The 14,262-nt window shown below is 66.7% G+C and carries 15 protein-coding genes; 5 read left to right on the forward strand and 10 right to left on the reverse strand.

Annotated features, from left to right (window positions below; all coding sequences use genetic code 11):
- Nucleotides 1-16: 16 nt before the first annotated feature.
- The 3 genes from IT540_RS15745 to IT540_RS15755 form a co-directional block, all read right to left on the reverse strand.
- On the reverse strand, nucleotides 17-862 hold the full coding sequence (locus IT540_RS15745; RefSeq protein WP_291179989.1) for a protein phosphatase 2C domain-containing protein: 846 nt from the start codon (nucleotides 860-862) through the stop codon (nucleotides 17-19).
- A gap of 6 nt (nucleotides 863-868) precedes the next feature.
- A complete protein-coding gene (locus IT540_RS15750) occupies nucleotides 869-1,642 on the reverse strand; it encodes an FHA domain-containing protein (protein ID WP_291179992.1) in 774 nt (257 codons plus the stop codon).
- A 113-nt stretch (nucleotides 1,643-1,755) separates the two neighbouring features.
- Nucleotides 1,756-2,544 carry an FHA domain-containing protein gene (locus IT540_RS15755; RefSeq protein WP_291180028.1) on the reverse strand — a complete coding sequence of 263 codons (789 nt, stop codon included), beginning with the start codon at nucleotides 2,542-2,544 and terminating at the stop codon, nucleotides 1,756-1,758.
- Nucleotides 2,545-2,690: 146 nt separating this feature from the next.
- Here IT540_RS15755 and IT540_RS15760 point away from each other — a divergent pair, with 146 nt between their 5' ends.
- The gene (locus tag IT540_RS15760; protein ID WP_291179995.1) at nucleotides 2,691-5,096 is read left to right on the forward strand and encodes a serine/threonine-protein kinase; all 2,406 of its coding nucleotides are present in this window, start codon (nucleotides 2,691-2,693) and stop codon (nucleotides 5,094-5,096) included.
- A gap of 14 nt (nucleotides 5,097-5,110) precedes the next feature.
- Here IT540_RS15760 and rsmD read toward each other — a convergent pair whose 3' ends face one another.
- Together rsmD and IT540_RS15770 are read right to left on the reverse strand one after the other, a co-directional pair.
- Nucleotides 5,111-5,671 (reverse strand): 16S rRNA (guanine(966)-N(2))-methyltransferase RsmD, encoded by a 561-nt coding sequence (rsmD, locus tag IT540_RS15765; RefSeq protein WP_291179997.1) that lies wholly within the window; start codon nucleotides 5,669-5,671, stop codon nucleotides 5,111-5,113.
- On the reverse strand, nucleotides 5,671-6,588 hold the full coding sequence (locus IT540_RS15770) for a pseudouridine synthase (RefSeq protein WP_291180000.1): 918 nt from the start codon (nucleotides 6,586-6,588) through the stop codon (nucleotides 5,671-5,673). The genes rsmD and IT540_RS15770 overlap by 1 nt, the downstream gene beginning before the upstream one ends.
- Before the next feature lie 29 nt (nucleotides 6,589-6,617).
- Here IT540_RS15770 and IT540_RS15775 point away from each other — a divergent pair, with 29 nt between their 5' ends.
- Nucleotides 6,618-7,097 (forward strand): nucleoside deaminase, encoded by a 480-nt coding sequence (locus IT540_RS15775; RefSeq protein WP_291180004.1) that lies wholly within the window; start codon nucleotides 6,618-6,620, stop codon nucleotides 7,095-7,097.
- Nucleotides 7,098-7,195: 98 nt separating this feature from the next.
- Here the strand turns inward: IT540_RS15775 and IT540_RS15780 are convergent, their stop codons facing one another.
- A complete protein-coding gene (locus IT540_RS15780; RefSeq protein ID WP_291180007.1) occupies nucleotides 7,196-8,134 on the reverse strand; it encodes a patatin-like phospholipase family protein in 939 nt (312 codons plus the stop codon).
- Between the two features lie 173 nt (nucleotides 8,135-8,307).
- Here IT540_RS15780 and IT540_RS15785 point away from each other — a divergent pair, with 173 nt between their 5' ends.
- Nucleotides 8,308-8,733 carry a hypothetical protein gene (locus tag IT540_RS15785; RefSeq protein ID WP_291180008.1) on the forward strand — a complete coding sequence of 142 codons (426 nt, stop codon included), beginning with the start codon at nucleotides 8,308-8,310 and terminating at the stop codon, nucleotides 8,731-8,733.
- A gap of 58 nt (nucleotides 8,734-8,791) precedes the next feature.
- Here IT540_RS15785 and IT540_RS15790 read toward each other — a convergent pair whose 3' ends face one another.
- Both IT540_RS15790 and IT540_RS15795 read right to left on the reverse strand, forming a co-directional pair.
- The gene (locus tag IT540_RS15790; protein WP_291180010.1) at nucleotides 8,792-9,196 is read right to left on the reverse strand and encodes a hypothetical protein; all 405 of its coding nucleotides are present in this window, start codon (nucleotides 9,194-9,196) and stop codon (nucleotides 8,792-8,794) included.
- 169 nt (nucleotides 9,197-9,365) lie between these two features.
- Entirely contained in the window at nucleotides 9,366-10,334 is a 969-nt protein-coding gene (locus tag IT540_RS15795) for a D-glycerate dehydrogenase (RefSeq protein ID WP_291180012.1), read from the reverse strand.
- 306 nt (nucleotides 10,335-10,640) lie between these two features.
- Here IT540_RS15795 and IT540_RS15800 point away from each other — a divergent pair, with 306 nt between their 5' ends.
- Nucleotides 10,641-10,994 (forward strand): hypothetical protein, encoded by a 354-nt coding sequence (locus IT540_RS15800; RefSeq protein ID WP_291180014.1) that lies wholly within the window; start codon nucleotides 10,641-10,643, stop codon nucleotides 10,992-10,994.
- Nucleotides 10,995-11,030: 36 nt separating this feature from the next.
- On the opposite strand, the gene IT540_RS15805 is transcribed toward IT540_RS15800, so the two are convergent.
- Together IT540_RS15805 and IT540_RS15810 are read right to left on the reverse strand one after the other, a co-directional pair.
- On the reverse strand, nucleotides 11,031-11,588 hold the full coding sequence (locus IT540_RS15805; RefSeq protein ID WP_291180017.1) for a tetratricopeptide repeat protein: 558 nt from the start codon (nucleotides 11,586-11,588) through the stop codon (nucleotides 11,031-11,033).
- A gap of 63 nt (nucleotides 11,589-11,651) precedes the next feature.
- A complete protein-coding gene (locus tag IT540_RS15810; protein WP_291180020.1) occupies nucleotides 11,652-12,197 on the reverse strand; it encodes a tetratricopeptide repeat protein in 546 nt (181 codons plus the stop codon).
- 223 nt (nucleotides 12,198-12,420) lie between these two features.
- Between IT540_RS15810 and IT540_RS15815 the strand changes: the two genes are divergently transcribed.
- Nucleotides 12,421-13,812 (forward strand): thermonuclease family protein, encoded by a 1,392-nt coding sequence (locus tag IT540_RS15815; protein ID WP_291180023.1) that lies wholly within the window; start codon nucleotides 12,421-12,423, stop codon nucleotides 13,810-13,812.
- Nucleotides 13,813-14,262 lie beyond the last annotated feature (450 nt).

A 14,262-nucleotide genomic window follows, 5' to 3' on the forward strand; every position in this document is an offset into this window, starting at 1 on the left:
TGAATCATCGGTCTCTCTAGCGGCCGGAATCGCCGCCTTCGGTGCTCGCAATGGACGCATCCGCATGCACCGGCTGCGGCAGGAGGCGCACCGCGATCACCGTCGCGTTGTCCTGGTGCGGATCCTTCAGTGCCTCCACCGCGCGGATCAGCGCATTGGCTACCGCTACGGCGCCGTCCTCGGCGTAGGCAGCGACGATACGCTCGATCTCCGCCGACTCGAGCGTCTGCAGCCCGTCGCTCGCAAGGATGATGTAGTCGCCCGGCTCCACCTTGAGCGGACGGCGCGACAGATCCACGAGATCGATGTCGTCGCCGGTCACCGCCGAGCGCAGCATGTGCCGCCTGGGATCGCGCTTGGCCTCGTCCTCCGAGATCGCCCCCGACGCCGCCAGCCGGTCGAGCTCGGGCGCCAGCGAATGATCCTCGTTGAGCAGCGCGATCTCGCCCCGCCGGTAGAGCAGCAGCGGACTGTCGCCCACGCTGACCCACTCGATGCCGTCCGCCCCGAAGGTCACGCCGACGAGCGTCGACCCCATACCCGCAAGCAGCGGATTGGCATCGACGGTCTCGGCGATGGCCTGGTTGGCGGCCGTCAGCGCCTCGACCAGCCGCTCGCGGTTGGAGCCCTCTTGCTTCGCATAGGCCTTGAGGAAGCTTTCACACGCCATGCGGCTGGCGAGTGCGCCGCCCGCATGTCCGCCCATGCCGTCGGCGAGCACGGCCACGACGGCCGTCCCGTTGGCAACGGATGCCTCGGGCCCGGACGGCGTTGCGTCGCGTACGCTCCAGAAGAGAGCGGTATCCTCCTGGTAGCTCCGCGCCCCCTTTGTGGCGCGGCTGGCATGCTCGAAAGCTAGCATTCGTCCTTAGGTCTGTTCCTGGAGCGCCGCCCAATCGAAATCCGGGCCGCAGAAGGGCACGAACACGAGTTGCGTCCGTCCCATGGTTATCACGTCCATCTGCGCCAGCTCGACGGCGCCGGTTGGTCGCTTTTCATTGAGGGAGACGACATTGGTCTTAGCAAGGTTCGGCACGAAAAGGAACGACCGTTCCGACGAGTCGTAGCGGATATAGGCCTGCTCGTCCGTGGAGATGGCGTCGTCGCCGAAATCGATCGGGATGCGGTTGCCCGCCCCGCGTCCCATGGAGTTGTTGCCTTCGAAGATCGGCCGATACTGCCCGATGCCGGGACCGCCCACGACCACCAGCCAGCCGACCACCGGATCCTGCTCAAACGCGCCGCGCGCAACCTGCTGCTTGCCGCGCACCAGCGTCGTGCGCGCACCGCCGGCCTCGGAGGGCTTGGCTGACGCCCGCACGACCCGCGTCGTCGGCGGCGAGTCTGCTTCCACATGCTGGCTTTCCACCGTCACCCGCGGCGCGCGCGCTTCCCGCGCTGCTTCCGCCGCGGAGGGTGTCGCTCCCTCGGCACGCGGCGCCGGCAATTGCGCGGCAGCCTCCGGGCTCGGCGCTGCGATCACGGCCTCGCTGGCCTGAGCCGCCTGCGCCCGCTGCGCGACCGCCGCCTCCTGCCGCCCGGTATCTTCGCGGCTGGCCGCGACGAGGGCATCCTTGAGAGAGCCGAGGAACCGGCCCGAACGTTGTCCTTGCCCTTGGGAGCCACCACCGCTCGATGACATGATCTCGTCCTCCTCATCCTCAGGGTTGTCGGGCGGGCTTGATGCTGAGAGCAACGCATGTCCGACCGCCTCTGTCCATCCGGAGCGCCAAGCCCCGGCCTTGGCCGCACCGCTCATCCCGAGGGCGCGGCGGAAAACTTCAATCGCGCATTGCCGAGTTCGATCAGGTCGCCACTCGCGAGCCGGGCTTCCGCTACCGCCCGTCCGTTCACCACCACGCCGTTGCCGCCCGCGCTCGAAAGATCGGTAATGACGAACTCGGCATCCTCGGTGCGATGGATGGCGGCATGGTAGCGATGCACGGTTATATCCTGCAGGCAAATATCGTTGTCGGTCTCGCGCCCGATCCTGAGCAGCGTGCGCGCAAGCGTATAGCGCTGGTCCGGAGACGCCGGCTGAACCTCGTCCGTGTTGACGATCTCGACCCAGGCCTCGAGCGGCCTCAGCGGGATGTGCCCGGTCTTCACCCCTTCGCGCGGTTCTGCGCGCGCGCTGCGTGGCGCGCGCCGCACCTGCGTCCGTGCTTCCGAGACGGCGGTCGATGCCTCCTGTCGCCGCAGCACCCACGAGCCCAAGAGGGCCAGAGGCGGCACTGCAACCAAGGCAGCGAGTCCGAGCACCAGCGCCGGCGCGCGAGCATAGCTCGCGCCAACCCACTCCACAAATCCGGCCCACGACTGTGCATAAGCGTGGGCGACAAAAAGCGCCTCCCCCACCGGCAGCAACTCCGAAGCTGTGGATGCGGACGAGGTCAGCGCCGAAAATGCCAACCCACCGGTTAGAATTCGGATTGAAGGGCACCACGCGAATAGGGGCCGTACTGCCTCCGGTTTGCTAAGTTGCATGGATATGCTCAGGCTCGAATCCGCCTTAGTCTTTGTTGTGTTCTGCGGCAGCAACATGGCCACGGCGCATCCCTCGGTCGTTTTACAGTAACTTTGACCACAACGCGCACGCGCCCGCCACATTCCTGCTTCACAAGAGGCAGCGGAGGTGATTTGCACTCAGACCCCGGAATTGCCCGAGCGAACCGAGAGCCCGAGAGCGGATGACGAACTTGATTGCGCTAAAAGGTGGCACGGAGCTGGTCGGTGACTACCGAATCGAGCGCGTGCTCGGCGCGGGCGGATTCGGAATCACCTATCTGGCCGAGGAGGTTGCGCTCGACCGCAACGTCACCATCAAGGAGTATTTCCCGTCCGATTTCGCGGCCCGCACCTCGACCTCGGATGCCGCCCCCCGCTCGCAGGACTGCGCCAGCGATTACCGCTGGGGGCTCGATCGATTCATCGAGGAGGCGCAAACGCTTGCGCGCTTCTCGCACCCGAACATCGTCCGCGTCTACCGCTACTTCAAGGCCAACAATACGGCCTACATGGTGCTCCATTTTGAGGAGGGCCAGAGCCTCAAGTCGTGGCTCAAGGGCCTGGGCCGCGCCCCGCGCCAGAAGGAGCTCGACGCCATCGTCGCGCCGCTCCTCGACGCGCTCGAGCTGATCCACAAGCAGGATTTCCTGCATCGCGACATCGCCCCCGACAACATCATCATCCGCAAGGACGGCACGCCGGTGCTGATCGACTTCGGCTCAGCGCGCGGCGAGATTCTGGCCCATTCGAAAACCGTGTCGGCACTCGTGAAGCCCGGCTACTCGCCCTACGAGCAGTACGCCGAGACGAGCCGCCAGCAGGGCCCCTGGACCGACATCTACGCCCTCGCCGCCACACTCTATCATGCGGTCACCGGCAAGCGCCCGTCCGACAGCCCGTCACGCATGGTCAAGGATGAGCTGATCCCGGCCCGCGAAGCCGCGCTCTCGGCCTATCGCGCCGGCTTTCTCGCCGCCATCGACCACGCGCTGACTCTCCAGATCGAGGGCCGGCCGCAGTCCATCGCCGCCTGGCGCGGCGCACTGCTCGCGCCCGACTCCGCCAAGGGCGGCTGGTTCGCGAAGACGCCTCCGCGCAAACTGTCAGACGAGTTGGCAGAGGTCACGCCGCGCGCCGCGGCGGCCAAGAAGGCAGCCTCTTCTGCCATCGTTCCTCCGCCGCCTGACGCCCCAGGCCCGAAGGGCGGTATGCTCGATTTCCTCGATGGGCTGAAGAAGAAGCCGACCGAGCCCAAGCCCGCACCGGCGCCCGAGAAGGAGGCGGCCAAGGCCGCACCACCGCCCGCACCGGCGGCAGCAGCGACGCCGCAGGCCGCAACTGAGAAGCTCAGCAAGCCGCCCGAGCCCATCAAGCTGCCGCGCGTGCTCCGCAACAAAAAGGAGCCGAGCCGCGAGCTGGTCGTGAGGGAGCCGAAGAAGGCCGAGGCCAAGGAAAAGCGCAAGCCCGCAAGCCGGCCACGTCCGATCCGTCCCCGCCGCAACGTCGGCTGGCGTCCGATCCTCTTCAAGCTGCTGGTCGGAGTCGGCGTCGCCAGCGCCGCCGTCGCCATGCAGGAGCGCTTCCCGCAGTTCGAAAGCCGCGGCAGCGGTGAGACGACAGCAGGAACCACTACCACCACTGCCAACATCCGCACGGCCTCCTTGCAGGAGGTGCCGGTCATCCGCCCACTCGCCGAGCTCAATGGCCACGTCGGCGCCGTGACGGCCATCGCCTATTCGAGCGACGGCGCGTCACTCGCAACCGTCGGCGCCGACGCGCGCCTCAAGATCTGGAACGCGGGAACGAACACGCTCACGCGCACCATCGAGCTCGACAACGGCCCCGCCACCGCGCTCGCCCTGTTCGGCAACAACGCGCTGACCGGCCACGCCTCGGGCGACGTCGTGCTGTGGGACTGGCAACGCGCGGAGAAGCTTGCCGCCTTCAAGCGCAACAACGCCGAGATCTGGTCGGTCGCCTTCGCCGGACGCGCTGACCGCTTCGTGGCGGCGAGCCACGACTGGAAACTCACCCTCTGGGATGCGGCGACGCCATCGGGACCGGTTCAGGTCATCGACGCCCACGAGAGCGCCGCGCAAGCCGTGGCCTACGTCACCACCGAACGCGGCCCCCGGCTGGCATCCGGCGGCGCCGACAAGATCGTCAAGCTGTGGAACCTCGATACGCTCGACCGTATCCGCACCTACCGCGGTCACAAGGACTTCATCTCGGCACTCGCCTTCTCGCCGGACGGCAAGCTGCTCGCCTCCGCGAGCCTCGACGGCAACATCCGCGTGTGGTCGACGACCTCGGGCCGGCTGCTGCGTCGCCTCTACGGTCACCGCGGCCGCGTCGGCAGTCTGTCGTTCTCACCCGATGGCAAATCGCTCGCTTCGAGCGGCGCCGACGGCCAGCTCCGCATCTGGGATGTTTCGCGCGGCCGCACGCTGCGCACTATCGTCGGCCACACGGGCGCCGTGAATGCGGCGAGCTTTGCGCCGGACGGAGAGCGTCTCGCCTCCGCGGGTGAGGACGGCATCGTGCGCATTTGGGCCAACCCGATCATCGCCCAGGCCGTCACGAACTAACCGAATCCAAGAGTCTAGACGCCGAACCGGCCGAACACGGCTTGCGTATCACCCCAGCTTCTGCGGTCGATCTCCGTGAAGCGCTCGGGCAGCACGACCTCCGCACTCGCACGCTCCTCGAGCACCACCACCGCGCCCGGCACGAGCCATCCGCCGTCGCGCAGCCCGACGAGCGCCGCCTCGCCAAGACCCTTGCCGTACGGTGGATCCAGGAACGCAAGCCCATAGAGCTCCATGTTCCCAGCCGGACCGAGGTCCGTCGCGTCGCGGCGGAAGATGCGGGTCACGCCCGTGAGCCCCATCGCCTCGATGTTGGTGCGGATCAGAGCCCGCGCCTCGGGCGCCTCCTCGACGAACAGGCAATAGGACGCCCCGCGTGACAACGCCTCGATGCCGAGCGCCCCAGTGCCGGCAAACAGATCGATCACGCGCTGCCCCTCAAGCGAGAAGCCCGCAACGCCATGCAACAGGATGTTGAATACGGATTCCCGCACGCGGTCCGACGTCGGCCGCAGACCGGCGTGCTGCGGTGCTGCTAACGCACGCCCGCGGAACGTCCCGCCGACGACACGCATCACTCGGCCCCGCGCTTGTATTTGCGCTTGGGCGGCCGCTTCGGCTTGTCCTCGCTCTTGTCGACCAGCCCGAACCGCGCCGCGAGTTCCGGCCCGATCTGATCAGCCAGCACCCGCCGCTTGACCACGTCAACCTGCCCAGGCGCGAGATCCAGGAGCTGGAACGGCCCGAACGAGATGCGGATCAGCCTGTTGACGTCGAGGCCGAGGTGCGAGAGCACCTTGCGCACCTCGCGGTTCTTGCCTTCGCGGATGCCGACAGTCAGCCACATGTTGGCACCCTGCGCGGTATCGACGCTCGCCTCCACCGGCCCGTAGCGCACGCCCTCGATCTCGACACCCTCGCGGAGTCTTTCGAGATCCTCCTGCGTCACACGCCCCTTGGCACGCACGCGGTAGCGGCGCAGCCAGCCCGTTGCCGGCAGCTCCAGGTGCCGCGCCAGCTCGCCGTCGTTGGTGAGCAGGATCAGCCCCTCGGTGTTGAAGTCGAGCCGCCCGACCGAGATCACGCGCGGCAGGCCCGGTGGCAGGCTGTCGAACACGGTGGGCCGCCCTTGCGGATCGCTGTGAGTTGTGACGAGCCCCTTCGGCTTGTTGTAGCGCCAGAGCTGAACGGGCTCCGCCACCGGCAGCGGCTGCCCGTCGACCAGAACGCGATCGCGCGGCTTGATCTCGACCGCCGGCGTCTTCAGCACTTGGCCGTTGACGCTGACACGCCCGTCGGCGATCCAACGCTCGGCCTCGCGCCGCGAGCAGAGGCCTGCCCGCGCCATCGCCTTGGCGATGCGCATCGGCTCGGCAACCGTCTTTTCCGCGGCCCGTCTGCCGCCCGGGCCGCCCGATCCGCCTCGCCACCCCGTGGGCCGGTCTTGCGGCTTGCCCCGCGGTGGGCGATGTCCGAATGATGATTTGCGCATGGAGCTCCGACCCGGCACGGAAACGAATGATGGAAGACGACCTTATGGCACCGCCGGCCCGCCTCGGCCACATGGAACGCGCCCTGTCGGAGGCGCGCGCCGCTGCAGCCCGCGGCGAGGTTCCCGTCGGCGCCGTGCTCGTGGGCCCGGCAGGCGAGGTGATCGCCGCCGCAGGCAACCGCACGCGCGAGCTGTCGGATCCCTCGGCCCACGCCGAGATGCTCGTGATCCGGGAGGGAGCCGCCAAGCTCGGCAGCGAGCGCCTGCTCGGCCATGACCTCTACGTCACGCTCGAGCCCTGCCCCATGTGCGCAACTGCGATCTCGTTCGCCCGCATCCGCCGCCTCTACTACGGCGCGCCCGACCCCAAGGGCGGCGGCGTCGAACACGGACCCCGCATCTTCAGCCACGCGACCTGCCACCATCGCCCCGAGCTCTACCCCGGCCTCGGAGAAGCCGACGCGAGCGCGATCCTCAAGGCATTCTTCGCCGCCCGCCGCCCGGACTAGACCATGATCGCTTCGGACCCTATCAGTCCGAAGCGTGAATCATCGGTCTCATCAAAAGACTAGAGCGCGATCCCGATTCAATCAAAGCTGATCGCGCTCTAGCCCGGCGCCTCCCCGCTGCGGAGAGAGGCCGACACGCGAGCACCAGGCGGGAGAGCAAGCACCTGCTCGAGTTGCGCGCGGAGCTGCGCCTTCGCCGGCTCGGCAGCAGCGAGGATCTCGCGCACCTTGAGGAACTCGAGCGCCTGATAGCGCCCTGTCCCGGCGTCGATGTAGATGTCGGGCCGATGCGCCTTGAGCTTCTCGCGCACTATGGAGCGCTCGAACAGGAACGACGAGGCGAACAGCGCCTCGATCGCCGTCGGACGCGGACGCGACGGTGACGGCACCGTCGTCCCCGACACATCGATCGCGACCAGGATATCCGCTTCGCCGGCGATGAGATCGAACGGCAGCGGATTGGTGAGTCCGCCATCGATGAGGCTGCGCCCGCCGAGCAACACCGGCTCGAAGATCACCGGCAGCGCCATGCTCGCAGCCACGGCAGCCCTGAGCGGGCCTGAGGAGAACACCGCCGCCTCGAGCGCGTAGAAGTCGCTCGCGACCACGCGCAACGGGATCGGAAGCTCCTCGAACGTCTGCGGCACGCCCTTGGGCAACACGAGATCGAGCAGCGCGCCCGGAGCGAGGAACGCCGTGCGCGCCGCAACGAGATCCCAGAACCTGCCGTTGCCCTGCACCCGCGCCGCGAACAGATCGCGCACGAGCCCGATCCGCTTGGTCAGGACGTCCTCGGTGTGCGCACGAATGTCGCAGGCGGCAAGCCCGGCAGCATAAGCCGCCCCGTAGATCGCGCCGATGGACGTGCCGGCAATGATTTTCGGTTTGATTCCAAGTTCGTCGAACACTTCGAGCATGAGGATGTGGGCGAGCCCACGCGCCCCGCCACCGCCCAGAACGAGGCCGATTGAAGGCAGCCGCCCAGCCCCGTGCTGGCCGCGTTTTGCCGCAATGCGAGGGGTTGCCGTGTCTGCCATGATCAAGCCTCAGAGATAGCCTCTCTGCCCATCTTAGGCAGGTCCGGCGTCCGGACAAACCGGCTCGACGGAAGAGCGCCTGCCGCAAGTTCGATGAGCGCACGACAACGACCATGGCCCGCAAACGAGGCCAAAAAATAAAGCTCGCCGATCATCCAACAACGGAGACGATCATGACTACCATCCGGGCGATCCGCGCCTCGATCCTGACGCTCGCCATCTCACTCGCCGCCACGGCTGCGACAGCCGCGCCCGCCGAGCACGCGTCGAGCCCGACCACCTCCATCGGCAACGCGATTGCCGCGCGCATCATTGCGATCAAGTGCAATAGGCCGATGCTGCCGACCACCCTCACGCAGGCCGAGATCGGCGAGCTCGACACCTTCATCGACGAGCGTCAGACGGCATTCATGATGGAAAGCAAGGCCAACCAGCGTCTGAGCGAGATGGTCTTCCCGCAGCTCGCGCGCGACTATAATCAGCTCTACAGCACCCCCGACGCCTGTGACGCAACCGCACGCCACATGGCGAAGGCCACGCTGCAGCAGGTTCGCGAGGTCCAGGCCGGACTGAAGCAACGCGCTGAGGTCAAGCAGTAGAATATCTGCGTTTCACGCAAAGGCCGGCAGCAAGACCACGGGCTGCCCTTGCCTTCCTTCATTTTCGCTCGTTTGAAAGCGGAGAGACCCCGATGGGACCGATCACCGTCTCGCGGTCGGGCGGTCCGATACGCAGGCTGGGCCTCTCGATCTCGCTTGCGAGCCGCACAGCCGGGTTCGCATGGCGGTCCATCAGGAGCAGGATCGCTCCGTCCTCGATGGCACCGAGCTTGACGCGGATATCGCCTTGGCCGCTGCGTAGACGCAGCTCCCCGCCGCCGCTCTCGCCGAGATAGAGCTGCGCGCGCATCTCTCCGCGCTCGTTGACGAGCTCTATCAGGCGCGCGCGGATGACGTCCTCGGGCTTCGCCTGGGCATCAGCGCGCGTCGTGACCCAGGCCAGCGCAAGAAGCAACACGCCGTTGAGGATGGCCTGTAGCGGCCAAACGCGGATTTTGGACATGCTTCGCCTCCCTGATGCTTTCGCACAGGAATGACGAGCGAGTACGTCTGAACCGTGACGGGAGCCCCTAGACCATGATCGCTTCGGACCCTATCAGTCCGAAGCGTGAATCATCGGTCTCATCAAAAGGCTGGAGCGCGATCCCTATGCAATCAAAGCTGATCGCGCTCTAGGCCAGCTTGAACGGCATGTCCTTGCCCGCAAAGAACGCGTCGATGTTGTCGAGCGCTTCGAAGCCCATCTGGTTACGGGCCTCGACGGCGGCGGAGCCGAGATGCGGGAACAGGAACGTGTTCGGCAGGTCGTAGTAGCCCTCGTTGATCTTCGGCTCGCCCGCGAACACGTCGAGGCCCGCATAGGCGAGACGGCCGGACTTCAGCGCCGCGATCATGTCCGCGTCATTGACGAGGTCGCCGCGCGCCGTGTTCACGACGATGGCCCCCTTGGGCAGCTTCTCGATCGTCGCCGTGTTGAAGAAGCCGCGCGTCTCGGGCGTCGAGGGCGCGTTGATCGAGAAGAACTGCGAGATCGCGAGTAGACTGTCGAGGCTGTCGTGGTAGGTGGCGTTGTACTTCGCCTCCACCTCCGGCTTGGCCCGATAGATGTCGTAATAATGGATTTCCATGTCGAAGCCGCGCGCACGCTGCGCCAGCGCCTGGCCGATCTTACCGAAGCCGTAGATGCCGAGCTTCTTGTTGTCGAGCCGCTGGCCGACGAGTTGCAAGGGCTGCCACCCCGGCCACGAGCGCGTGCGGATCATGCGCTCGCCCTCGGACGCCCGCCGAGCCGAGCCGAGAAGCAGCAGCATGGCGATCTCGGCCGTTGCCACGGTGACGCCGTGCGGCGCGTTGCCGACCTTGATGCCGCGCGCCTTGCAGGCCTCGAGGTCGATGTGCTCGAAGCCGATCGAGAACGTCGAGATGCACTTGATGTTCTCGGGGATACGATCGATGACCGCCTTCGGGCACTTCTCGTTCAGCGTCAGAAGAATGGCGTCGACCGACTTCGCCGTCTCGATCATCTCGTCGATGGTGATCTTCGGATCGTCCCCGTGCGCGACGACGTCGTAGGACTCGCGCGCCCGCGCCATGACGGCCTCAGGCAGAGGCCAGGTGATCAGGATCTTCTTCTTTGCCATGGAGCGCGTGTCCTCCCCCGAAATCGACTTTGGTATGAGACTGGCCGCGATCCATGCCGCATGAAACGGCCGGTGACAAGCCTTTCGAGGCGGATTTCGCCCCTGCTAACTCCTGCCGCGGTGCGAAAAATCGAGCACCCCGAACGCGTGCCCTGCAGCTCTTTCCGGCGTCCTCGTAACCATTTGTTGACCAAGCCGGCCGCACCCTGAGCCGACTGAGATCAAACGCCGCGGGCACGGGTCTCAATCAAAGGGCGGCCCGCATTCCGCGGCTGGTCCGTCTGGGACCGGGATTGCGATACCGTCATGAGGGCCCTCATTCTCGCCCTGGCGCTGCTCGCCGGCACGAAGATCTGGATTCAGGACCACATCTACCGCACGGCGGCCGATGAGGCGATCGTCGTCGCCTATCGCGCACTCGCAGCCGATGCCTGCACGTCGGCATCCCCCGATGTCGCGGCGAAAGGCAGCACCGGCTGGTCATCGGTGGCCGAGCCACGCGTCGCGGTCGGAAACCCCGCGTTGCCGGTTCGCTTCTGGGAGTTCGACCATGCCCTCTGGAATGCGCGCTTCCGCCAGCCCTACCTGGTCCTCTCGTTGGAGGGCGCCGCCTGCACCTACGACATTCTGGCCGGCACGGCCGCGATCACGCACGAGTAGCGCGCTCGCCTGCAAGAGAACAGGAGCGCGCGGAGATCAGCCCCGCGAAGCCTTTTCCTCGTAGTCGGCGATCTGGCCTGCGAGATCCACGTAGGCCGCGCAGCGCGTTCCGCACCGCTCGGCGATCTCCTCGAGTTGCCCGCGCGCCTGATCGGGCTGGCCCTTGATCAGGAACGCTTCTCCAAGATAGGCGCGCGCGACCACATAGTCCGGGTTGACCGCGAGGGCCTTCCGGTAAAGCGGCAGCGCCGCATCCACATCGCCGAGCTTGCGCGTTGCAAATCCGATGTAGGTCAGCACGCGCTCGTCCTTGGTCTGCGTAAGGTCCAGATAGCGCAACGCCTCGGCATACTGGCCGCTCTTGGCCAGCCAGTAGCCGGCATAGAACAGCTCCTCGTCCGCCATCTTGCGGCTCGCCGTGCCGACGCAGGCTGTCCAGGCCGCCGTGCCCTTGGCGTGCGCATCGCACGCCGCACTCGCAGGCCCCGTGTCCTTGGCGACGCGCCCTTCCGCCGAGAGCGGCGAGCCGAACGCTACGGCGAGCGCCCCCGACGCCACGAGAAGCCCTGCCGTCCTGGACACGAGTTTTATCATCTCAAAGTTCCCCTCGGGGGGCGCGGACCGCCCCGTCCTTTTCCTCAACCTGCGAAGCCGTGCTCAGCCACGCGCCGCGCGGGTGGCCTTGAACGCCCCAATCTCCCGCTTGAGATTCGCGAACGAGACCGAATCCGCGCCGACCCGCCGCGCGATCTCGCCGAGCTGCTCGCGCGCATGGATGACGTCGCCCTTGGCCAGGAACGCCTCGCCCAGATACGCGCGCGCCTGAACATAGTTGGGATCGATCGCGAGTGCACGCGCGTAGTAGGGCAGCGCCGCATCCACGTTGCCGAGCTTGCGCGTGGCGAAACCCATGGCGTTGAGCGCGCGCGGATCGTCCTTGTCCTGCACGGTCGCGAGCAACGCCAGCGCCTCGGCGTGCTTGCCCGCGTGTGCGAGCCAATAGGCGCCGTTGATGATCTCGTCGTCGAGCGCACTATGATGCGGCTTGCAGGCCGCCTTCTTCTTGTTCTCGGGCTTGGTGCAGTCGATGCGCGGCTTGCTCGGCCCGTCGTCGTCGGCAAAGGCTTGCAGAGGGGCAGCCACGGCAAACAGCGCCACCACGCCGAGCGCCGAGATGAGATGTTTCGTACTGACCTGTGTCATGAAACCCTCCTTAAGGTGCGCCTTACGCACCACAATCTAGTCCCGTGGCCCAGCGGTGTCCATGCGGCGCAGGCTGGGGATTGCGCGCATAATGTCTCGCTTGGCCAAAGCCCTGCCATCATTGGAGCACAAGGGTCAAAGATGGCGAATCGGGCTGCATTCCGACCGGAATGCGGGATCGCTCATTCATGAGACATGGCGGTGGCGCAGCGCGGGGAAACACGTGGTCTGGTGGCGAAAACGCAATGAGGGTTTCGAGTGGCGCGACTACGTGCGCACGACCATCCTGGTCCGCCGTGAGCAGCGCCGCCAGCGCCTGAAGGACGTGCAGGCGGCCGCGGCCGCCCATGTGAAGGACGCGGGAAAGCGCGGGCTCGACGCCGGCTTGGCCGGGGCACGCAACGCCGGCACCGGCACCTGGGCCGGCATGAGGCGCGCGGGGAGTAGCCTCAAGGCCGCAGCGCAGACGCTGGGTGCCGCATCGATACGTGCTGCCCGCGCGACCGTCACGGCGATCGCCATGATCGCCGCTGGTATCTGGAGGGCCGTATCCGCCGTTGCCTTGCGCGTCAGCGAGCCGCTGGGGCCTGTCCTCGAGCCGCTCTTGAGCTTCGCCCGCGAGCCGAGATCCAGCCTGGCCCTGAAGATCGTCGCCGCGCTGGCCGGCCTCGGCGCGGCCTATCGCACATGGACGTTCGGCTTCGACGGCGACGCGATCTTTGCCACCATCCTATTCGCCGCGACGGCGAGCATCGTCCTTCTCGCCTACCTCACCGATCCTTACCGCGGCAGGCACCGGGCGGGCGCCCGGGAGGGCCTGCTGGACCGTCTGCGGACGCGCGAGTTCACGCTCCCCGGCGAGCGGCGCGTTTCCGCGGGGCTTGCGGCCCTGAGCCTCAGCGCAGTCGCCGCGGTCGGGGCTCTCGGGGCCGTGCTTTACAATTATGGACCCACGCTCTCGGTGGCGAATCTCACGCCCGCACCCCTCACCACCGGCGCCCTTCCCGACTCCGATCCGTCGAAGATCGAAGGCCGCGCCACGGCCATCACCGGCGATACGTTACGCGTTGCCGGGACGCGCATCCTGCTCGACGGCATCGAGGCGCCCGAAGCCACCCAGTCGTGCCGGCGCCGCAGCGGAACATGGCGATGCGGCGCCGCCGCCAAGGAGGCGCTGGCCGATCTCGTCCGCGGGCGGCGGGTATCCTGCGACATCATTGGCGAGCACGGGACCGCGAAGCGAGCCCGCTGCCAAGTCGGCGGCGCCGACATCGCCGAGCGCCTCGTGCGCAACGGCAGCGTGTTCGCCGACAGCGGCTTCTGGGGCAGCTACGCGGACGTCGAGAACGAGGCCCGCACGCAGAAGGTCGGACTTTGGGCAGGCGAGGCCGATCGCCCGCAGGACTATCGCGACAAGCGGTGGCAGGAAGCGAAGAAGAGCGCCCCCGAGGGCTGCCCGATCAAGGGACCGATCCGCGCCGGCGCACGCACCTACATTCTTCCGTGGGCGCCGAGCTACGACAGCATTCGCCTTCGCACCTCCAGGGGCGAGCGTTGGTTCTGCAGCGAGAGCGAGGCTGAGGCAGCGGGCTGGACGCGCGCCTCGCAATCCTGACCCACGACGCACGGACGCACAAAATAAGAAGCCCGCGACCGGGGGGGCAGGTCGCGGGCTGAAGAACTGTGACGCCCCTAGGGGGGATAGGTGGGACGGCGCCACGTTCGCAAGTGCTATTGAAACCCCAAACAACCTTGCATTGCAAGAGATGGCGCAGATGAATTGCGCGTGTTGCTTAAGATTTTCGCCAGCAAGTAAGAAGAACTGTAGGAGTAAGCCGTTAGAAACCATCGCATAAAAGTCAACGTATTAAGGATATATGATTATCTTCAACGCTTTGCGCCGACAGCCCGAGTTGCTTGCACTCACGGGGCGACCGACATCGGCATAGCGCGCGAAACTACGTCCTCCCCGCCGTCGAAAGCGCTGTCGTCGCGGTTGTAGAGGTCGTTGCGGAACTGGACGACGCCCCTCTCCTCCCAGGCCGTAAGGTAGATGCAGTGCACC

The organism is Hyphomicrobium sp. (assembly GCF_020852195.1).
In the GTDB taxonomy this organism is placed as follows: Bacteria; Pseudomonadota; Alphaproteobacteria; order Rhizobiales; family Hyphomicrobiaceae; genus Hyphomicrobium_C.